A 20,207-nucleotide genomic window follows, 5' to 3' on the forward strand; every position below is an offset into this window, starting at 1 on the left:
GATCACAATAACCGTTCGGGCTGAGCTTGTCGAAGCCCTGCACTTTCTTTTCTCGCGTGGTGGCAACGAAGGGCGGCCCTTCGACAAGCTCAGGGCGAACGGAGATGGAGCGACCTACTCCGCAGCCTCGTCCAGCCCCTCGCCCAAAGGCGGCATGTTGTGGCCGAGCAGCACGAGGATATCCGCCGCGCACTCGACAACATTGCTTCCCGGACCGTAGATCCCCTGCACCCCCGCTTCGCGCAGGAAGTCGTAGTCCTGCGGGGGGATCACGCCGCCTGCCGTCACCTTGATGTCGCCGCGGCCCGCTTCGCGCAGGAGGCGGATCAGTTCGGGGATCAGGGTCTTGTGGCCTGCCGCAAGGCTCGACGCGCCGACCACGTCGACATCGTGTTCGAGCGCCATTGCGGCCGATTCCTGCGGGGTCTGGAACAGCGGGCCGGAGACCACCTCGAAGCCCATGTCGCCGAAAGCGCTGGCGATCACGTTCGCACCGCGGTCATGGCCGTCCTGGCCCATCTTGGCGATCATGATCTTGGGCTTGCGGCCCAAGCGGCGACCCACGGCTTCCACGCCGTCCGTCACCTGCGCCCAGCGGCGGTCGAATTCGTAGGCGGTCTTGTAGACGCCCGTGACTGGCGCAGGGGTGGCGTCGTGGCGGCCGAAGACCTCCTCCATCGCCGAGGAGATTTCCCCGAGCGTCGCATCGTGGCGCGCGGCTTCCACCGCCAGCGCCAGCAGGTTCGCGCCGCTCTTGCAGCCCTCGGTCAGCGCCGCGAGCGCCGCACGGCAAGCAGCCTCGTTCCGGCCTTCGCGCACCTTGGCGAGACGGGCGATCTGGCCGGCGCGGACTTTCTGGTTGTCGACTTCCAGCGTCTCGAGCGCGTCTTCCTGTTCCTTGCGGTACTTGTTGACGCCGACGATCACCGTCTCGGCTTTATCAACCTTGGTCTGCTTTTCCGCCGCCGCGCGTTCAATCGCGGCCTTGGGCGCGCCGGTGGCGACGAAGGCGGTCATGCCGCCTGCCGCGTCGACCTGCTCGATCAGCTTCCACGCTTCGTCGACAAGGGTGGCGGTCAAAGCCTCGATATAATGCGAGCCGCCGAGCGGATCGACGACGCTCGTGATCCCGCTCTCCTCCTGTAACACCAGCTGGGTGTTGCGGGCGATGCGCGCCGAAAAGTCGGTGGGCAGCGCAATCGCCTCATCCAGCGCATTGGTGTGCAGCGACTGCGTGCCGCCGAGCACCGCCGCCATCGCCTCGATGGTGGTGCGGATGACGTTGTTGTAGGGGTCCTGCTCCTGCAAGCTGACGCCGCTCGTCTGGCAATGGGTGCGCAGCATCTTGGAGCGTTCGTCCTTCGCGCCCAGCCCGTCCATCACCCGCCACCACAGCGTGCGCGCGGCGCGCAGCTTGGCGATCTCCATGAAGAAGTTCATGCCGATGCCGAAGAAGAACGACAGACGACCCGCGAAGGCGTCGATGTCGAGGCCCGCAGCCATGGCGCGCTGCGCATATTCCTTGCCGTCGGCGATGGTGAAGGCGAGCTCCTGCACTGCGGTCGCCCCGGCCTCGTGCATGTGGTAGCCGCTGATCGAAATCGAGTTGAATTTCGGCATGTTGGCCGAGGTGTATGCGATGATGTCCGAGATGATCCGCATGCTCGGCTCGGGCGGGTAGATATAGGTGTTGCGGACCATGAACTCCTTGAGGATGTCGTTCTGGATGGTGCCGTCGAGCTTGTCCTGCGACACGCCCTGACGTTCCGCGGCGACGATGAAGAAGGCCAGCACCGGGATCACCGCGCCGTTCATCGTCATCGAGACGGACATGGAATCGAGCGGGATCTGGTCGAACAGAATCTCCATGTCCGCGACCGTGTCGATCGCCACACCGGCCTTGCCGACATCGCCGACGACGCGCGGGTGATCGGAATCGTAGCCGCGGTGGGTCGCAAGGTCGAAGGCCACCGACAGCCCCTTCTGCCCCATGGCGAGGTTGCGGCGGTAGAAGGCGTTCGATTCCTCGGCGGTGGAGAAGCCAGCATATTGCCGGATCGTCCACGGGCGCCCCGCGTACATGCTCGCCTTCACCCCGCGCGTGAAGGGCGCGAAGCCGGGCAAGCCGGGGTCGAACCCTGCGTGATCTTCCGCCGTGTAGAGCGGCTTGATCGCGAAGCCCTCGGGCGTGTGCCAAGTCAGGTCGCGGCCCTTCACTTCCTTGGCGGCAAGGGCGTTCCAGTCTTCGAGCGTGGGTTTGTCGGTCATGTCTTTTCCAAAGCAAATTCGTCATGCCAGCGGACGCTGGCATCTCTTGCCGCCATAGGCCCCAGCTTGCGCCGGGGTGACGAAAGGGGCGTTACTCCCCCTTGAATTCAGCCTTGCGCTTCTGGAGGAAGGCCATGCCGCCCTCCATCGCGTCCTTGGTCGCGCCGGCGATGCGCTGGCCCTCGGCCTCGGCGAGCAGCACCATCTGGAGGTTCTGGTCGAGCGCGGTGGCGATGTTGCGCTTCATCGTGGCGTAGGCGATGGTCGGGCCGTTCGCCAGCTTCTCGGCCAGAGCGCGGGCTTCGGTCATCAGGTCGGTATCCTCGACGCACTTGTAGACGAGGCCCCATTCCTCGGCTTGCTCGCCCGAAATCTTTTCGCCCAGCATCATCATCCGCGTGGCGCGCGCGCGGCCGATGGCGCGGGTGAGCAGCCAGGTGGAGCCGCCATCGGGTACGAGGCCGATATTGACGAAGGCTTGCAGGAAGTAGGCGCTTTTGGCGGCAATGGTGAAGTCCGCCGCCAGCGCAAGGCTGCAGCCTACGCCCGCCGCCGGGCCATTGACCGCGCAGATCACCGGCACGCTCGCGCGGATCAGCTGGCTGATTGCGGGGTTGTAGTGGTTGATCAGCGCCTCGTGGCTGCCGCCCTTCCCGCCCAGCGCCGAGCCGGAGCCGCGCGCCGCAAGGTCCGCGCCCGAGCAGAAGCCCTTGCCCTCGCCGGTGATCAGCACCGCGCGCGCATCGCCGAGGTCGTAGAACGCCTGCCCCAACTCGTCCGCCATCTGCGGCGGCATGGCGTTGAGGCGCTCGGGTCGGTTCAGGGTGATGGTGAGCAGCGGGCCGTCACGTTCGACGCGGATGGTTTCGTAGGACATTCTTCTCTCCATTTCGTCGTCCCGGACTTTATCCGGGACCGCTTGCCGCAAGCGACCCCGGCTCGAGGCCAGGGTGACGGATTAGACTAATTCGACCAGTGCGCGTCCTCGCGCGGGGTCTCCATGATCTCGGTAAGCATGCCGCCCATGTCCTTGGGATGGACGAAAAAGATAGGGGTGCCGTGCGCGCCGATGCGGGTGGGGCCGAGGATGCGCTTGCCGAGCGCCTCGAATTCCGAGCGCGCCTCGGCAATGTCGGGCACCTCGAAGCACAGGTGATGCTGCCCGCCCAAGGGGTTCTTGGCGAGGAAGCCTGCGAGCGTGGAGTTTGCCCCCAGTGGCTCGATCAGCTCGATCTGGGTGCCGTTCATCGCCCCGTCCGCGCCGGGAGTGTCGACGAAGCAGACCTTCACGCCCTGCTCCTCAAGGTCGAAGGGCGTGTGGATCTTGGTCGCGCCCATCACGTCGCGGTAGAAGGCGATGCTATCGGCGATAGAGGGCGTGGCGACCCCGATGTGGTTCAAGCGGCCGAGTTTCATGGTTTTCCTGCCTTACATGGGTAGCTCAACTGAAGGACGGCAATCACCACTGTTGCTGCCGGCAAGTCCATCGCGTCCGGACGTTGCTCAACAAACTGAAGAAACTGAAGTCTCATCGCATCAGAACTGACCTGTTCAGATAGACAAATTGTTTGTTTGCCTGTGAGGACAGCGTTGAGGGTCATGGCCGCATCGGCAATCCCGGTGATTGCTCCAAGACAATAGCCGATCATAAGCCGCCCGTCTTCGGTTGCCTCGGATGCTGCGCACCGTTCATGCAAAGTAGCTGTCGACAGAATCCTGTCAGCCCGCACATCCTCTTGTGCTTGGACGGGTGCGACGAGCAGTAACGCGGCGCTTAGCAGCGCACTACAGCGGAATATTGTCATGCTTCTTCCAAGGGTTCTCCAACTGCTTCGTCCGCAGCTTCCTTAGCCCCAGCGCGATCCGGCGGCGGGTCGAGTGCGGATGGATCACCTCGTCGATATAGCCGCGTTGGGCCGCGACGAAGGGATTGGCGAAGCGGTCTTCGTATTCCTTGGTCCGCTCGGCGATCTTGGCGGGGTCGTCCTTTTCCTGCCGGAAGATGATCTCCACCGCGCCCTTGGCGCCCATCACCGCGATCTCGGCGGTGGGCCAGGCGTAGTTGAGGTCGCCGCGCAGGTGCTTGGAGGCCATCACGTCATAGGCCCCGCCGTATGCCTTGCGGGTGATGACGGTGATCTTGGGCACGGTCGCCTCGGCATAGGCGAAGAGCAGCTTCGCGCCGTGCTTGATGATCCCGCCCAGCTCCTGCGCGGTGCCGGGGAGGAAGCCGGGCACGTCGACGAAGGTGATGATCGGGATCTCGAAGGCATCGCAGAAGCGCACGAAGCGCGCGGCCTTCTTCGAGGAATTGATGTCGAGCACGCCTGCCAGCACCATCGGCTGGTTCGCCACCACGCCCACGGTGCGGCCCTCGACGCGGCCGAAACCGCAGATGATGTTGCCTGCGTGGGCCGGCTGGATCTCGAAGAAATCGCCCTCGTCCAGCACCTTGGTGATGACCTCGTGCATGTCGTAGGGCTGGTTGGCGTTGTCGGGGATCAGCGTGTCGAGGCTGTTGTCGAGCCGGTCCCACGCATCGCCGGTGGGGAGGACGGGGGCCTCGTCGCGGTTCGACAGCGGCAGGAAGTCGAAGAAGCGGCGGGTCGCCAGCAGCGCCTCGACATCGTTCTCGTAGGCGAGATCGGCCACGGAGGTCTTGGTGGTGTGGGTGATCGCCCCGCCCAGTTCCTCCTGCGTCACCACCTCGTTGGTGACGGTCTTCACCACATCGGGGCCGGTGACGAACATGTAGCTCGAGTCCTTCACCATGAAGATGAAGTCGGTCATCGCCGGGCTGTAGACCGCCCCGCCCGCGCACGGCCCCATGATGAGGCTGATCTGCGGCACCACGCCGCTCGCCAGCACGTTGCGCTGGAACACCTCGGCATAGCCGCCAAGGCTCGCCACGCCCTCCTGGATGCGCGCGCCGCCCGAATCGTTGAGGCCGATGACAGGCGCGCCGACCTTCATGGCGGTGTCCATCACCTTGCAGATCTTTTCCGCATGGCGTTTGGAGAGGCTTCCGCCGAACACGGTGAAATCCTGCGAGAAGACATAGACCAGCCGGCCATTGATCGTGCCGGAACCCGTCACCACCCCGTCACCGGGAATGCGCTGGGTCTCCATGCCGAAGTCCATGCAGTCATGTTCAACGTAGGTGTCGATCTCTTCGAAGCTGCCTTCGTCGAGCAGCACGTCGAGCCGCTCGCGCGCGGTCAGCTTGCCCTTGGCGTGCTGGGCTTCGATGCGCTTGGCCCCGCCGCCCATGCGGGCAGCTTCGCGGCGACGTTCCATTTCGGCGATGTTGGCGGACAAGGGTCTTCCTCTCTCGTCAGGTCTCTTGCGCCAACGCGTTGCCTTAGGCACGCCCAAGCGTCAACGTGGCAAAAGTGGCGGGACGGACGCGGAGGCTCGGACGGATGCACCAATTCGATATGCTGGTGATCGGCGGCGGGATTGCCGGATTGTCGCTGGCAGCGCGGCTGGCGGCGCATGGCAGCGTTGCGGTGCTGGAGGGGGAGAGCGCGCCCGGCTATCACGCCTCGGGCCGTTCGGTCGCCTTTGCGCATTATGGCCTCGGCAATGTGCCGGTGCGCGATCTGACCGCGCTGAGCATGGCGGAACTGGCAGAACACGGCATGCTCCATCCGGCGCTGCATATCGCCAGCGCGGGCGAGATCGCGGCGCTCGATGCGCTTGAGGCGGTGCACCGGCATTATGGCTGCAACTATGCGCGGGTCGGAGCCGAACAGGCGCAGGTGCTGGTTCCGGCGCTGAAGCCCGAAGCCTGTGCAGCCGCGCTGGTCGATCACGGGTCGCTCAAGCTTGATACCCACGCGATGCTGCAAGCCCATGCCGCGAGCCTCAAGGCTGCGGGCGGCGTGCTGGTAACAGGCGCGAGGGTCAGCGCGATTGCGCGGGATAGCGGATGCTGGCGGGTCGAAACCGCAGGTGAGGTTTACGCAGCCCCGATCCTCGTGAACGCGGCAGGCGCTTGGGCGGATGAGGTGGCTCGCATGGCAGGCGCCCGCCCCATCGGGACCGAGCCGCGCCGCCGCACGGTGATCAGCTTTGCCGCTCCGCAGGGGACCGATGTCAGCCGCTGGCCCTTCACCAAGACTGTCGGCGAAGGTTTCTACCTGCTGCCGGAAGGGCGCGGGCAATTGCTGGCTTCGTCGATGGACCAGACCCCGTCAGCTCCCTGCGATGCCGCGCCCGAGGAACTGGACATCGCCATCGCCGCTGACCGGGTGGAGCAAGCCACCACCCTGTCGATCAGCCGCATTGCCCACAGCTGGGCAGGCCTGAGAAGCTTTGCCGGTGACGAACTGCCGGTGATCGGCGAGGCAGAGGGCGCGCGAGGCTTTTTCTGGTGTGCAGGGCAAGGCGGCGCGGGCTTCCAGACCGCACCTGCCCTTTCGCGCATCGCCGCCAGCATGGTGCTGGGCCTGCCTTTTCCCGATGATTGCGCGGCGGCTGGGCTGTCGGCCGCGATCTTCAGCCCCGCGCGGTTCGGCGCCTGACGCCTATTTGAACAGCACCAGCTCTTCGGCCATGGTCGGGTGGATCGCGACCGTTGCGTCGAAATCGGCCTTGGTCAGCCCTGCCTTCACCGCGATGGCGGCGGCCTGCATGATCTCGGGCGCTTCCGGCCCGATCATGTGGATGCCGACAATCCGGTCGTTCGCCGCATCGACGATCATCTTGTAAAGGCAGCGTTCGTTCCGGCCCGCGACGACATGCTTCATCGGGCGGAAATCGGCCTGATAGACCTTGATATTGCCGAGCATGTTGCGCGCCTCGCCCTCGGTCATGCCGACAGCGGCGATGGGCGGATGGCTGAACACCGCGCTGGGCACGCAGGAATGATCGACCGCATAGGGCTGCCCCTTGCCGAACACGGAATCGGCAAAGGCCTGCCCTTCGCGGATCGCCACCGGCGTCAGCTGGACGCGATCGGTTACATCGCCCACGGCATAGACGTAAGGCACATTGGTGCGGCTGAAGCCATCGACCACGATCTCGCCGCGCTTGCCGGTCTCGACCCCGATGGTCTCCAGCCCCAGCCCTTCGATGTTCGGCACGCGCCCCGTGGCGACCATCACCGCGTCATATTCGCACGGCTCCTGCCCGGTCAGCTTGACCAGCAGCGTGCCATCGGCCTGCTTTTCGATGCTTTCGAACTCGGCGTGGAACAGAAAGGTGATGCCCTTGACCATCGAGATCTGCAGCAAACGGTCGCGCACTGCCTCATCATAGCCGCGCAGGATCGTGTCGGAGCGGTTGGCAATCGTAACCTTGCTGCCGAATTCGTTGAAGATGCCCGCGAATTCATTGGCAATGTAACCGCCGCCGGCAATCAGCACCCGGCGCGGGATCGCATCGAGGTGGAACGCCTCGTTCGAGGTGATGACATGTTCGTTGCCGGGAAACTCGGGAATGAAGGGGCGCGCGCCGGTGGCGATCAGGATGTGTCTGGCGGTGATCACCTTGCCGCTGGCCAGCGCGATGGTGTTATCGCCGGTGATCGTCGCGCGTTCCTTGAAGATGGTGACGTTGTGATTGCTCAGCGTCTGGCCATACAACCCTTCAAGCCGGGTCACATCGTTCAGGACATGATCGCGCAGCCGCAGCCAGTCGAAGCTCTTACCTTCGATGTTCCAGCCGAACTGCTTTGCATCTTCAAGGTCTTCGGCGAACTGCGCGCCGTAGACCAGCATCTTCTTGGGCACGCAGCCGCGAATCACGCAGGTGCCGCCGACGCGGTACTCCTCGGCCACCGCAACGCGGGCACCATGGGCGGCGGCGACGCGGGAAGCACGCACGCCGCCCGATCCGGCACCGATGGTAAACAGATCAAAGTCGAATTCTTCGGCCATGGCGCTGCTCCTCGTGTGGGTGGAAGCGCGCTATGGCTGAAGCCGGAGCGGATTCCAACCGCAATCCCTATCCGAAACGGGAAATTGTTTGTTGTTTAACCGGAGGTTACGGCCTCAGGCGCTGGCAGAACGCGGACGCCCGCCGCCACCGGAACGACCGCGACCACGACCACCGCCGCCGCCGCCATTTCCGGCGGGACGACCGCCACCGGCATGACGCTGGCCGCCGCCGGGACGGCCCTGCCCCCCGCCGGGGCGGCCCTGACCATTGCCGCCCTGCGGCTTGCGGTCACCGCCCTGCGGACGACGATCGCCCTCCCCGCGTCCCCCCTCGGCACGGCGCTGTTCGCCCTGCTGCGGGCGGCGTTCGCCACGGCTTTCGCCCTGCGGTTTGCGATCGCCTTGCGGACGCTGGCCAAGCGGGCGCGGGCTGACCCGCTTCATCGGCTGGCGCGGCGCGGGCTTGGTCGGGCCTTCACCTTCCACCACGGCACGGAAATTGTCGGGCAGCGGCAGACGGTCAAGCTCTGCGCCGGTGACCTTGCGGATATCCTTGAGATAGGCGCGTTCGTCCTCGGCGCAGAAGGCAATCGCCACCCCGTCGCGCCCCGCACGCGCGGTGCGGCCGATGCGGTGGACATATTGTTCGGGCACGTTGGGCAGTTCGTAGTTGATGACGTGGCTCACACCCGGAATGTCGATCCCGCGCGCGGCAACATCGGTCGCGATCAGGATCGGCACGCGCGCCTTGCGGAATTCGTCGAGCGCGCGCTGGCGCTGCGGCTGCGACTTGTTGCCGTGGATCGCGTTGGCTTCGATCCCGGCGTGCGCCAGCTTCTTCACCACACGGTCCGCGCCATGCTTGGTGCGGGTGAAGATCAGGATGCGCTCGAAATCGCCCGGCACCGGATGGCGGCGCTGGAGGATCATCTGGAGCAGCGAGAGCTTTTCGTCCTGCTGCACCATGAATAGATACTGGTCGATGCGCTCCGCCGTGGTGCTTTCCGGCGTTACCGAAACCTGCACCGGATTGTGGCAATACCCGCTCACCAGCTCCTTGATCGCCTTGGGCATGGTCGCGCTGAAGAACAGCGTCTGGCGATCCTTGGGTGCCAGTTCGCGGATCTTGCGCAGCGCGTGGATGAAGCCGAGGTCGAGCATCTGGTCAGCCTCGTCGAGCACCAGAATTTCGATACCATTGAGGTTGAACGCCTTCTGGTCGACCAGATCGAGCAGGCGGCCGGGCGTGGCCACCAGAATGTCGGTGCCGCGGTGGAGCTTGTTGCGATCCTTGCCGACGCTGGTGCCGCCGACGATGCACTGCACCTTGAGGCCCGCCAGCGCGCCGTAATCCTTGGCGCTGTCGGCAATCTGCACCGCGAGTTCGCGGGTCGGGGCCAGCACCAGCATGCGGCAGGACTTGAACGGGATCGGCTTGTCGGCCTCGCGCAGGCGGTCGATGCTGGGGAGCATGAAAGCGGCGGTCTTGCCGGTGCCGGTCTGCGCAATGCCGAGCAGGTCGCGGCCCTTCAGCACCGGCGGGATCGCCTGTTCCTGGATCGGCGTGGGGGTGTTGTAGCCCTTCATATCAAGGGCCTGGAGCACGGGCTGCGACAGCCCGAGGTCAGCAAAAGTCGTCATGGTAAAAGCACTCGCAAATAATCTGCGACGCGCAGGCCCGAAAGGGGCGCGCGGCGCGGGGGTTCAAACCGCCCGCGTGAAAAGGGAAGTCCTTGGGAAAAACCGAGGCGCGGCCGGGGCGGATATTTTCGAGTGTTCCGCCGCTTCACGCATGGCTAGCGCGCTTCGATGCGGCGCAGATGGGGCCTCGGCGCCCGAATGTCAAAGGATTATCGCGCAGCGCCGCTATGCGGGCGGCTGCCCGATCAATCTTTCGCGCGGATTTCCAGGAAGTTGAGCCGCCCGGCATAGCTGCCTTCGACCGCTGCGCCGCTGGCATCCTGCGCCGGTTCGAAGCTGTGGTGCTTCATCAGCACCTCGCACAGCTTGTCGTTGACGTAGTTCATGCGGAACTTTTCGGTCAGTTCGCAATCGGTCGGCGTGCCGGCTGCATCGACTTCGAGCGTGAAGCCCACTTCGCCCCGCCACACCCGCAGGCGCGAGGATTCCTTGAGGAACTCGCGGTCTCCGGTGAATTCGATCAGGCGGGCGGGTTTGACCTTGGAGCGCGCCGTCCCGTCGTTCTGCGCCTGACCCTGCACCTGCGCCGCGAGCGGTGTCGGGATGGCGACACAGGCAGCGAGAAGGGCGGGAAGCAGCACAGATTTCATGGGAGGGGCCTTGAGCTACGGTTGTTACGACAGGCAGGCGCGCTTCACGCCCCCGCCGCCTGCAACATTACGCCATTGTTGCAGGTGTGCAAATCGAACGCGGGTGAAAGCGCATTTCGATTGCTTGTGTCCTGCGCCCGCCCCGGCACTTCGCATTTGTTTCGCGCCCGCGAAAAATTGCTACGCCGGCGCGGAATAACCGCAAGGCCGGGCCCGCCCTCGCCTTACCGCCTGTGGCGATTCTGCATCAGGCGAGGCCTGCCGCCGCCATCAGGGCCGCGGTCGAGGCGTCGAAATCCCCCTCCCCGCTCTCGATCTGCTTGGCGATGGCCTTGCCCAGCTCCACGCCGAACTGGTCGAAGGGGTTGATCCCCATCAGCACCGCATTGGCGAAGGTGCGCTGTTCGTGGAAGGCGATCAGTGCGCCAAGCGCCGCCGCGTCGCAATCGTCGAGCAGGAAGGTGGTCGAGGGCCGGTCCCCGGCATAGGCGCGCGCCGGGTCGTCCGAGGTCTTGCCCGCCATCAGCGCCGCGCCTTGCGCCAAGCAGTTCATCAGCAGGATGCGGTGGTGCGCCGGATCGAGATCGTCGCCCGGCGCGATGCTGGCGATGAAGTCGACCGGAATCAGATGCGTGCCCTGATGCAGCAGCTGGAACACCGCGTGCTGCGCGTCGGTCCCCACCCCGCCCCAGGTGATCGCCGCCGTCGGCCCGTCCACCGGCGCGCCCTCCACCGTCACGCTCTTGCCGTTCGATTCCATTTCGAGCTGCTGGAGATAATCGGGCAGCAGCGCCAGCCGCTCGTCATAGGCGAAGACCGCGCGGGTCTGGCAGCCGCGCAGGCGGGTGTAATACTGGTCGCAGAAGGCGGCGAGCAGCGGGGCGTTGGCGCGGCCTTCCGTCTCGCGGAAGTGATCGTCCACCGCCTTGGCCCCTGCCAGCATCTGGCGGAATTCGTCCATGCCCACCGCCAGCGCGACCGGAAAGCCGATGCTGGAGAACAGCGAATAGCGCCCGCCGACGCTTTCGACGAAGGGCAGCACACGGGTTTCATCGACGCCCCATTCCACCGCCTTGTCGGGCGCGGCGGTAAGCGCGACCACCCGCCCGCCGGGGTCTTCGACGCCGTTATCGGCCAGCCACTTCAGCGCGCTGGCCGCATTGGTCATGGTCTCGATGGTGGTGAAAGTCTTGGAGGCGACCGCAATCAGCGTCGTCGCCGGATCGCAGGCGCGGAAAGCCTGCTCCAGCGCCAGCCCGTCGATGTTCGAGACGACGTGCACATCGACCAGCGCCAGGTCGCGGGTCAGCGCGTCAATCGCGAGCGCCGGGCCGAGCGCCGATCCGCCGATGCCGATGGCGATGCAGTGGCGCACTTCGCCCAGCGCGCCTTCATGGATCGCTTCGACCAGCATGCCCATGCGGGCGAGCAGCGCTTCGGCCTCCTCGACCTGAGCGGGCGTGCCGCTGCCGCGCAGCGCCCCGTGGGTGGCGGCGCGGCCCTCGGTCGGGTTGACGATCCCGCCGCCGAACAGCGCCTCGCGCGCAGGCCCGAAGCCCTGCGCATCGGCGAGCGCCTCGAAGGCGGTCAGGGCTTCATCGGAGAGGTGGGTCTTGGAGAAATCGACCAGCATCCCGGCCTGCGCCTCGCTGCCGGGCTCGACCGGCCATGCGATCCGCCGGGTCATGGCCGCAGGGCGCGCCGGATCGGCGGCGAACAATGCGGAAAGCGTCGGCGCTTCCATCGCGCGCAGCTGCGCCCACACCGCTGCCACCTTCGCCTGTGCTTCGCCCGTAACGCCCATTACCGTTCCCCTTTGCGCATGTGTGCGGCTGCGAGTAAGGGCACAGGGGATGGATGTTAAGACCCAATCAACCGCCGACCTCGCGCTCGCCGCCGCTGCGGAAGGGCCGGATTCCGGCGAAAAACGGGGCAGTTTCCTGTGGTTTGTGGTCAAACTGCTGGTGGTGGTGCTGGCCTTCAGGGTATTCGTATTCTCGCCGTTCTCGATCCCCTCGGAAAGCATGCTGCCCCGGCTGATGAACGGGGATTACCTGCTCGCTGCCAAATGGCCTTACGGATTCTCCCGCCATTCCCTGCCTTTCGATCTGCCACTGCCCGCCGGCCGCCTGCTGCCGGGGACTCCGCAGCGCGGGGACATCGTGATCTTCCGCCATCCGGTGGACGGGCGCGAATACATCAAGCGGGTGATCGGCCTGCCGGGTGACAGTGTGGGGGTGATCGGCGGGCAGCTGGTGCTCAATGGCGAGCTTGTCCCGCGCACGCGGATCGCCGATGCGATGATCGCGCAGTCGCCCAATACGGGGTGCGCATGGGGCGGTGATCGGGAGCGGCAAGCCGACGGGGAAGACACCTGCCGCTATGCCCGCTTCCGCGAGACCCTGCCCGGCGGCAAGACTTACGAGGTGCTCGATTTCGGCCAGACGCCGGGCGATGGCGTCGCGCCGCAGACGGTGCCTGCCGGACGGATGTTCGTGATGGGCGACAACCGCGACAATTCCCGCGATAGCCGCTATCCCGCCGCTGCCGGCGATGCTGTCGGCCTTGTCCCGCAAGACCTGCTGGTCGGCCGCGCCGCAATTATCGTGTGGTCCACCGATGGCAGCGCCGAATGGATCAAGCCCTGGACATGGTTCTCCGCCGCGCGCTGGGACCGGATCGGAGACCTGCTGTGACGATGACGCTCGAACCGGCAACCCGCGAATGGCTGACCGCGCAGGGGTTTGCTGTCGCCAACGACCTGCCTTGGCTGGAGGCGCTGACCCATGGCAGCTTCAACGGATCGGGCGAGATCGCGGCCGATTACCAGCGGCTCGAATTCCTTGGCGACCGGGTGCTGGGCCTGTCCGTCGCGGCATGGCTGTTCCGCGCAGGCGACGCGCCGGAAGGCAAGCTGTCGCAGCGTTTGAACGCCCTCGTCAGCGGGGCGACCTGTGCGCGGATTGCGCGGGTGATCGGCCTGCCATCGCACATTCGCCTCGGCAAGCAGGCCCGCGACGATGGCGGGGCCGATAGCGACAAGATCCTTGGCGATGTGATGGAGGCGCTGATCGGTGCCTGCTTCATCGAACACGGCTTCGATACCGCCCGCGACATCATCTACCGCCTGTGGGCGCAGGAGCTGGAAGGCGATGTCGGCAAGGCCAAGCATCCCAAAAGCGCGCTTCAGGAATGGGCCGCAGGCAACCGCCGCGCCGGGCCGGTTTACGAGGTGGTGGACCGCAGCGGTCCCGATCATGCGGCGCGCTTCACTGTGCGGGTCAGCGTGCGCAATGTCGGCGAGGCCGAAGCCACCGCCACCAGCAAGAGCGAGGCCGAAAAACTCGCCGCCAAGGCCTTCATCGAACGGTTTGGATAGGCTGCGTTCGCACAATGTTTCACGTGAAACATTGGCAAAAGTGCACGGAAAAGGGGCCTAGAAGGGGTCTAGAGGGGGTCTAGACGGACCTAGACGGGGTCTGGCCTGCGCAACCTTCGACAATTGCGGCGTGAAAGGATATGGCGCGCTGCATGACAGAAATTTCCAACACCCGCTGCGGCGTCATCGCCGTGCTCGGCGCGCCGAATGCCGGCAAATCGACCCTTGTGAATGCCCTCGTCGGCCAGAAGGTCGCGATCACATCCGCCAAGGCGCAGACCACCCGCGCACGGATGCTCGGCATCGCGCTGCACGAAGTTGGCGGCACGCCGACCCAGATGATTCTGGTCGACACCCCCGGCATCTTCGCCCCCCGCCGCCGTCTCGACCGCGCCATGGTCAACGCCGCGTGGGAAGGCGCGGAGGCGGCTGACGCGGTGCTGCTGATGGTCGATCCGATCAAGCAGCGCCGCCATGAACTGGAGCCGCTGCTGGAGACGCTCGCCGGCCGCCCCGAACGCAAGATCCTCGTCCTCAACAAGGTCGATCGCGCCAAGAAGGAACCGCTGCTGGCGCTGGCGCAGGAATTGTCGGCCAAGGTCGATTTTGCCGAAATCTTCTTCGTCTCGGCGCTGACCGGTGACGGGGTGCCGGAACTGAAGGACGCGCTCGCCGCGATGATGCCCGACGGCGACTGGATGTATCCCGAAGATCAGGTGTCCGACGCCTCGGAACGCCTGCTCGCCGCCGAGATCACCCGCGAGCAATTGTATCAGCAGCTCCACGAGGAACTGCCCTACGACAGCGCGGTGCGCCCCGAGAAATACGAAGTGCGCCCCGATGGCAGCGTGGAAATCCACCAGCAGATCGTCGTCACCCGCGACAACCAGCGCGCCATCGTGCTCGGCAAGGGCGGATCGAAGATCAAGGCAATCGGCGCTGCTGCGCGGGCGGAGCTGGCGGAGGTGCTGGGGGTGAAGGTGCACCTCTACCTGCACGTCAAGGTGCTGGAGAACTGGGCCGAGGACAAGGAACTGTTCGAGGAAATCGGGCTGGACTGGGTGCGTTAAGGGTGGCTTACCCCTGGTCAAGCCTCCTGGTCTCGTCATCGCGAGGCCCGTGGGGCCGTGGCGATCCATCGACCGGCGATTTCCTTATCGGGCGGCAGGCCGTGGATTGCTTCGTCGCTGCGCTTCTCGCAATGACGAAACTCCGTCATCCCGGGCTTGATCCGGGATCTCCGGTGTCGGGGTGCTGCGCTGGCCAGGATAGTGCCAATCCGCCCTGGGCCCCAGCTTTCGCTGGGGTGACGGTCAGGCAGAAAAATCACCCCCGCCCCAGCTGCTCCAGCTTGGCGCGCAAAGCGGCTTCGTCGAAGGGCTTGACGATATAATCATCCGCGCCCGCCGCGATGCCATCGTGGATGTCCTTGGCCCCGCCGTTCGAGGTGCAGAACACCACGGTCGGCTCCTTGGGGGTGGGGATGCTCCGCAGGCGGCGCACGAATTCGATGCCGTCCATTTCCGGCATGTTCCAGTCGGTCAGCACCAGATCGGGCATGGATTTCTTGCAGCGGGCGAGCGCTTCCTCGCCGTTTTCCGCCTCGATCGGCACATAGCCGAGGCTGAGCGCGATCTTGCTCGAAACCTTGCGGATCACGCGGCTGTCATCGACGATCAGGCAGGTGCGGGCCACCGGCGCGGCGGCGGCACGCGGGGTGTAGCGATCGCGCATCGCCTTGGCGGCAGCGACGATCGAATCGGTTTCCGAGGTATCGGCGGCGGCAGGCGTGAAGCTTGCGGCGGCGGCGGCAGGGCGCGGCGGCGCTTCGGCCTGCGCGGCAGCTTCGGCCTCGGCCTGCTCGGCAGCGGCAGCCAGCAGCGCCTCGTTCTGGGCGAGCTTTTCGGCGAGCGTCTTGCCTTCCATGCCGGTGCGGCGGTTCGGGCCGGAATTGCGCTTGATCAGATTGTGCATTCTCAGCGCCCCCCGGCCGCTGCGGCAAAGCCGGTCTGGTATTCCTGTGCGGCGTAATCATCGGAATAGGGATCGGCCTCGACCATGCCGACGACCTCGCCCGGCGTTACGCGGACATGGAGATAGGGCATCCAGACATCGCCGAATTCGGCCTTCTGGTACCACACATCGATCACGTCGTAACTTGCCCACATCCCGTCGGGCTCGCGCAGGCGCAGCCCTTCGCCGATGCGCGGAACGGCGGCGAAGCGGACGCGGGTCTGGGTCTGGTGCGTCTCGTTCTGGACTTCGATTTCTATCACGGTGCAGCCTCTGGTCTGGCCGCACAGTGATAGGGGGCAAATGCTTTATGATTTACCAACGCCCGCCCGACAACGTGGGGGAGAGCGTGGCGGCGGCGGAGCCTACTTTGCCGCCGCCTTCTTTTTGGTCGGAGCCTTCTTGGGTGCCGCCTTCTTGGCAGCGGCCTTTTTCGGCGCGGCTTTCTTCTTGGCCCCACCCTTCTTGGCACCCTTGGCCGGGCCCTTCGCCGCGCGGGCGTCGATCAGCTCGACCGCCGCTTCGAGCGTCATGTCCTCCGGCTTCACATCGCGCGGGATGGTGGCGTTGGTGGTGCCATCGGTGACGTAGGGACCATAGCGGCCCGGCATCACCTTGATCTCCCCGCCGCTGACAGGGTGCGCGCCCAGCACCGCCATCGGCTCGGACGAGCCCCGCGACGCGCCGCCACGATTGGCGGCCTGCGCGAGGATATCGACAGCGCGGTTCATGCCGACTTCGAACACCTCGCGGGTATTGGTCAGCTTGCCGTATTTGCCATCGTGCCGCAGGTATGGCCCGTAACGCCCGATATTGGCTTCGATCTCCTTGCCCGTGTCCGGGTGCGCGCCGATGATGCGCGGCAGGTCGAGCAGCTTCACCGCCCAATCCAAATCGAAATCGTCGAGGTCCTTGGGGATGCTGGCGCGTTTGGCGTCCTTGCCATCGCCCATCTGCACATAGGGGCCGAAGCGGCCCGACTTGCGGAGGATGTCCTCGCCGGTTTCGGGGTGCTGGCCGAGGATGCCGTCCTCGGCCCCGCCCTCACCCTCGCCGCCGGGTTGGGCAAAGCGGCGGGTGTATTTGCACTCGGGATAGTTGGCGCAGGCGACGAAAGCCCCGAAACGCCCGCCGCGCAGGGACAGGCGGCCATTGGCGCGGCCTTCGGCGGCACACATCGGACAGGCGCGCGGATCGCTGCCGTCCTCACGCGGGGGGAACAGGAAGTCCGACAGGTAATCGTCGAGCGCCTCGGTCACTTCCGAGGGGAGCTTTTCCATCACCTCGTCCGCCTTGGGCTTGAAGTCCTTCCAGAAGCGGGCGAGCAGCAGCTTGTAATCCTCGCGCCCGTCGGAAACGATGTCGAGTTCATCCTCCATGCCGGCGGTGAAATCATAGGCGACATAGGTGGGGAAGAAGCGTTCGAGGAAGGCGGTCAGCAGGCGGCCCGATTCCTCGGCGAAGAAGCGGTTCTTCTCCATGCGGACATAGGCACGGTCGCGCAGGGTCTGGATGGTCGAGGCATAGGTCGAAGGGCGCCCGATGCCGAGTTCCTCCAGCCGCTTGACGAGGCTGGCTTCGGAAAAGCGCGGCGGCGGCTGGGTGAAGTGCTGGGTGGCATCGACGCTGCGCTTGGCTGGCAGGTCGCCCGATTTCATCACCGGAAGCAGGCTGCCATCTTCGTCATCGGCATCGTCGAAGCCTTCCTGATAGACCGCGAGAAAGCCGGGGAACTTCACCACCTGCCCGGTGGCGCGCAGCTCATGCTGGCCGGTGGGATCGCGCAGGGTCACCGTGGTGCGTTCCAGCTGCGCAGTCGCCATCTGGCTCGCCATGGCGCGCTTGAAGATCAAGTCGTAAAGCTTCGCCTCGTCGCCGCTGCCCACCCGTTCGCGGGTGAAATCGGTCGGGCGGATCGCCTCGTGGGCTTCCTGCGCGTTCTTGGCCTTGGTGCTGTAGAAGCGCGGCTTTTCAGGGCGGTATTCCGCGCTGAAGCGGGCGGTGATGGCATCGCGCGCGGCCATGATCGCGCCCATGTCCATCTGCACGCCATCGGTCCGCATGTAGGTGATCGCGCCCGCTTCATAGAGGCTCTGGGCGAGGCGCATGGTGTGCTGCGCGGAATAGCCGAGCTTGCGCGCAGCTTCCTGTTGCAGGGTCGAGGTGGTGAACGGCGGCGCGGGGTTGCGCTTGACCGGCTTGGTCTCCACGCCTTCGACGGTGAAGCGCCCGGCCTCGACCGCGGCCCTGGCCTCCATGGCTTGTGCCTGCGTGCCGAGGCTCAGCTTGTCCAGCTTCTCGCCCCTGAACTTCACGAGGCGGGCATCGAACTCGGTCCCGTCGTGCATCATGCGCGCCACGACGCTCCAGTATTCCTCCGCCCGGAACGCCTCGATCTCGCGCTCGCGCTCGACAATCAGGCGCAGCGCCACCGATTGCACGCGCCCGGCGCTCTTGGCACCGGGGAGCTTCCTCCACAGCACCGGCGACAGGGTAAAGCCGAACAGGTAATCGAGCGCACGCCGCGCCAGATAGGCATCGATCAGCGGCTGATCCAGTTCGCGGGGCTTGGCCATCGCCTCGGTCACGGCGGTCTTGGTGATCGCGTTGAAGGTGACGCGGTCGACGCTGGCGGGCAGGCTCTTGCGCTTCTTCAGCAGCTCCAGCACGTGCCAGCTGATTGCTTCGCCCTCGCGGTCAGGGTCGGTCGCCAGCACAAGGCGGCTTGCCCCCTTGGCGGCATCGGCAATCTCTTTGAAGCGGCTCTGCTTGTCGCGGTAGAGTTCCCAGTCCATCGCAAAGTCTTCGTCCGGCTTCACGCTGCCATCCTTGGGCGGCAGATCGCGGACATGGCCGTAGGAGGCGAGGACCTTGAAGTCCTTGCCGAGGTATTTCTCGATAGTCTTGGCCTTGGCCGGCGATTCAACGATGACAAGCTGCATGGGTTTTCCGCGAAAGAGGCCCTTACGTGTGTGTACACGCGCGAGGGTGGAACGCGGCGGCTTACAGCGTCAAGCGGCTTGTGCAAGCGAAAGGGCTGCGCACAAGGCCGGGGTGCGTCAGGCGAAGACCTCGGCCAGTTCCTCGCTGCGGTCGCGCAGCAGGCTGTAGGCGGCGATGCCGACCACGGTGATCCCTGCCCCTGCGACCGACATGACCGCATTGGCCAGCACCGATACCGGCAGGCCGATCATGCCATTGTCATCGCTCGCCAGAATATACACCGCGCCTGCCCCCACATTGAGCGCCAGCGGCACCAGCAGCGCCAGCGCCAGCGGCCAGAAATGCGCAGCCGTTTCGCGCCACGCCTTGCCCAGCGCATCGGTTACGCCCAGTCCGTCTGCCAGTGCATAGCCATAGGCAGGCGACCAGCGCACGAACAGCACGACGCCGGGGATCACCAGCATGAGCACGCCGAGCATCATTCCCAGCCCGCCCAGCAGGGCGAGGCCGAAATAGGCGCCGAACCCCGCCTGCAAGCCTGACGGCGCCAGCCCGCCGCCGCGCAGCAGGTTCACCGTCAGCAGAAATCCGAGCGCGAGAGAGATCACCGCAAACACCAGATTTCCCGCGCCGATATCGCTCATCTGGTCGACGCCGGTGCCGACGATGGTCAGCCCCGCGACATAGGCTGCCGCAGTCCCCCACGCCGCCCGCGCCAGCCGCACGCCTTCATCCATGATCTGCCCCATCCGGGTGCCGATGCTGTCATGGGTGTTCATCCGAAGATTTCCTCGATTGTGGTGTCTGGCGATGCCAGCAAATCATAGGTGGCGACCGACAGGCCGAGCAGCAGCAGAGGCAGGAAATGACCCGACACGCGGTTCATCAATTCGATGTCGGCGGGGCTGCCCAGCGCACGGTCGACGCCGACCATTACCGTCATGATCGCGATCAGGATCAGGCCGAGCACGATCAGCGCGGCCATCACCGCCCCGGTCTGGCCGCGCACCGCCGCCGAGCTGGCACTGGCAGCAGCAAAGGCGTGATCCCCCCGTGCGACGATATAGGCAGGCGCAGCAATCCAGCGGGCAACAAGAAACAGGCCGGGCAGCAACAGCGCCGCAAGGCCGAAGAAGATCGGCAGGATCAACAGCAGCGCAAGGCCGAAGAAGCTCAGGAAATGGATCCGCTGCGTCCGCAGCAACCCGCGCTTTTGCAGCAGGCTGCGGAACAGCCAGTATTGCCCGGCAAAGTAGAACAGCAGGTCAAAGAAGCCTGCCGACTTGTCGCCGAACAGCGGCGATCCCAGACCCAGCACTATGGCCAGCACCAGATAGGCCAGCAGTTCACGCCAGATCAGGCGGAGATTGGCAAAGGTCAACGGCATCAGCCTCCCGTAGCCAACTTCGCGGATCATGCCGTAGCGCCCGT

The 20,207-nt window shown here is 65.5% G+C and carries 18 protein-coding genes; 4 read left to right on the forward strand and 14 right to left on the reverse strand.

The genetic code is table 11. The annotated features are described in order from the left end of the window. Positions 1-114: 114 nt before the first annotated feature. The 5 genes from scpA to ACU0AG_RS06055 form a co-directional block, all read right to left on the reverse strand. Entirely contained in the window at positions 115-2,268 is a 2,154-nt protein-coding gene (gene scpA, locus ACU0AG_RS06035) for a methylmalonyl-CoA mutase (RefSeq protein ID WP_482781347.1), read from the reverse strand. A gap of 91 nt (positions 2,269-2,359) precedes the next feature. Next, complete coding sequence (locus ACU0AG_RS06040) at positions 2,360-3,145, reverse strand: enoyl-CoA hydratase-related protein (protein ID WP_482781348.1); 786 nt, start codon at positions 3,143-3,145, stop codon at positions 2,360-2,362. Positions 3,146-3,231: 86 nt separating this feature from the next. Further along, complete coding sequence (gene mce / locus ACU0AG_RS06045; protein WP_482781349.1) at positions 3,232-3,684, reverse strand: methylmalonyl-CoA epimerase; 453 nt, start codon at positions 3,682-3,684, stop codon at positions 3,232-3,234. Continuing rightward, positions 3,681-4,073: a Rap1a/Tai family immunity protein gene (locus ACU0AG_RS06050; RefSeq protein ID WP_482781350.1), complete on the reverse strand. Its 393-nt coding sequence runs from the start codon at positions 4,071-4,073 to the stop codon at positions 3,681-3,683. Before ACU0AG_RS06050 ends, mce begins: the two co-directional genes overlap by 4 nt. Beyond that, positions 4,054-5,586, reverse strand: coding sequence for an acyl-CoA carboxylase subunit beta (locus ACU0AG_RS06055; protein WP_482781351.1), 1,533 nt, complete (start codon positions 5,584-5,586; stop codon positions 4,054-4,056). The genes ACU0AG_RS06050 and ACU0AG_RS06055 overlap by 20 nt, the downstream gene beginning before the upstream one ends. Before the next feature lie 104 nt (positions 5,587-5,690). Between ACU0AG_RS06055 and ACU0AG_RS06060 the strand changes: the two genes are divergently transcribed. Next, complete coding sequence (locus ACU0AG_RS06060; protein WP_482781352.1) at positions 5,691-6,794, forward strand: NAD(P)/FAD-dependent oxidoreductase; 1,104 nt, start codon at positions 5,691-5,693, stop codon at positions 6,792-6,794. Positions 6,795-6,797: 3 nt separating this feature from the next. On the opposite strand, the gene gorA is transcribed toward ACU0AG_RS06060, so the two are convergent. From gorA to pgi, 4 genes are all read right to left on the reverse strand, one after another. Beyond that, on the reverse strand, positions 6,798-8,150 hold the full coding sequence (gene gorA / locus ACU0AG_RS06065; protein ID WP_482781353.1) for a glutathione-disulfide reductase: 1,353 nt from the start codon (positions 8,148-8,150) through the stop codon (positions 6,798-6,800). Between the two features lie 114 nt (positions 8,151-8,264). Next, positions 8,265-9,791 carry a DEAD/DEAH box helicase gene (locus tag ACU0AG_RS06070; RefSeq protein WP_482781354.1) on the reverse strand — a complete coding sequence of 509 codons (1,527 nt, stop codon included), beginning with the start codon at positions 9,789-9,791 and terminating at the stop codon, positions 8,265-8,267. 245 nt (positions 9,792-10,036) lie between these two features. Beyond that, a complete protein-coding gene (locus tag ACU0AG_RS06075) occupies positions 10,037-10,441 on the reverse strand; it encodes a hypothetical protein (protein ID WP_482781355.1) in 405 nt (134 codons plus the stop codon). A 247-nt stretch (positions 10,442-10,688) separates the two neighbouring features. After that, positions 10,689-12,245, reverse strand: a complete 1,557-nt coding sequence (gene pgi / locus ACU0AG_RS06080; RefSeq protein WP_482781356.1) for a glucose-6-phosphate isomerase — start codon at positions 12,243-12,245, stop codon at positions 10,689-10,691. A gap of 49 nt (positions 12,246-12,294) precedes the next feature. Here pgi and lepB point away from each other — a divergent pair, with 49 nt between their 5' ends. The 3 genes from lepB (at position 12,295) to era (ending at position 14,890) form a co-directional block, all read left to right on the forward strand. Beyond that, on the forward strand, positions 12,295-13,137 hold the full coding sequence (gene lepB / locus ACU0AG_RS06085) for a signal peptidase I (RefSeq protein ID WP_482781357.1): 843 nt from the start codon (positions 12,295-12,297) through the stop codon (positions 13,135-13,137). A gap of 2 nt (positions 13,138-13,139) precedes the next feature. Next, positions 13,140-13,820 (forward strand): ribonuclease III, encoded by a 681-nt coding sequence (gene rnc, locus ACU0AG_RS06090; RefSeq protein ID WP_482781405.1) that lies wholly within the window; start codon positions 13,140-13,142, stop codon positions 13,818-13,820. A gap of 152 nt (positions 13,821-13,972) precedes the next feature. Further along, positions 13,973-14,890 carry a GTPase Era gene (gene era, locus ACU0AG_RS06095; RefSeq protein WP_482781358.1) on the forward strand — a complete coding sequence of 306 codons (918 nt, stop codon included), beginning with the start codon at positions 13,973-13,975 and terminating at the stop codon, positions 14,888-14,890. Between the two features lie 256 nt (positions 14,891-15,146). Here the strand turns inward: era and ACU0AG_RS06100 are convergent, their stop codons facing one another. From ACU0AG_RS06100 to ACU0AG_RS06120, 5 genes are all read right to left on the reverse strand, one after another. Continuing rightward, positions 15,147-15,794: a response regulator gene (locus ACU0AG_RS06100; RefSeq protein WP_482781359.1), complete on the reverse strand. Its 648-nt coding sequence runs from the start codon at positions 15,792-15,794 to the stop codon at positions 15,147-15,149. A gap of 2 nt (positions 15,795-15,796) precedes the next feature. Further along, positions 15,797-16,096 (reverse strand): hypothetical protein, encoded by a 300-nt coding sequence (locus ACU0AG_RS06105; protein WP_482781360.1) that lies wholly within the window; start codon positions 16,094-16,096, stop codon positions 15,797-15,799. Between the two features lie 102 nt (positions 16,097-16,198). Continuing rightward, positions 16,199-18,775 carry a type I DNA topoisomerase gene (topA, locus tag ACU0AG_RS06110; RefSeq protein ID WP_482781361.1) on the reverse strand — a complete coding sequence of 859 codons (2,577 nt, stop codon included), beginning with the start codon at positions 18,773-18,775 and terminating at the stop codon, positions 16,199-16,201. A 117-nt stretch (positions 18,776-18,892) separates the two neighbouring features. After that, the gene (locus ACU0AG_RS06115) at positions 18,893-19,555 is read right to left on the reverse strand and encodes a hypothetical protein (RefSeq protein WP_482781362.1); all 663 of its coding nucleotides are present in this window, start codon (positions 19,553-19,555) and stop codon (positions 18,893-18,895) included. After that, the gene (locus tag ACU0AG_RS06120; RefSeq protein ID WP_482781363.1) at positions 19,552-20,193 is read right to left on the reverse strand and encodes a hypothetical protein; all 642 of its coding nucleotides are present in this window, start codon (positions 20,191-20,193) and stop codon (positions 19,552-19,554) included. Before ACU0AG_RS06120 ends, ACU0AG_RS06115 begins: the two co-directional genes overlap by 4 nt. Between the last annotated feature and the right edge of the window lie 14 nt (positions 20,194-20,207).

The sequence above is a fragment of the Erythrobacter sp. RANMB8 genome, assembly GCF_056848235.1.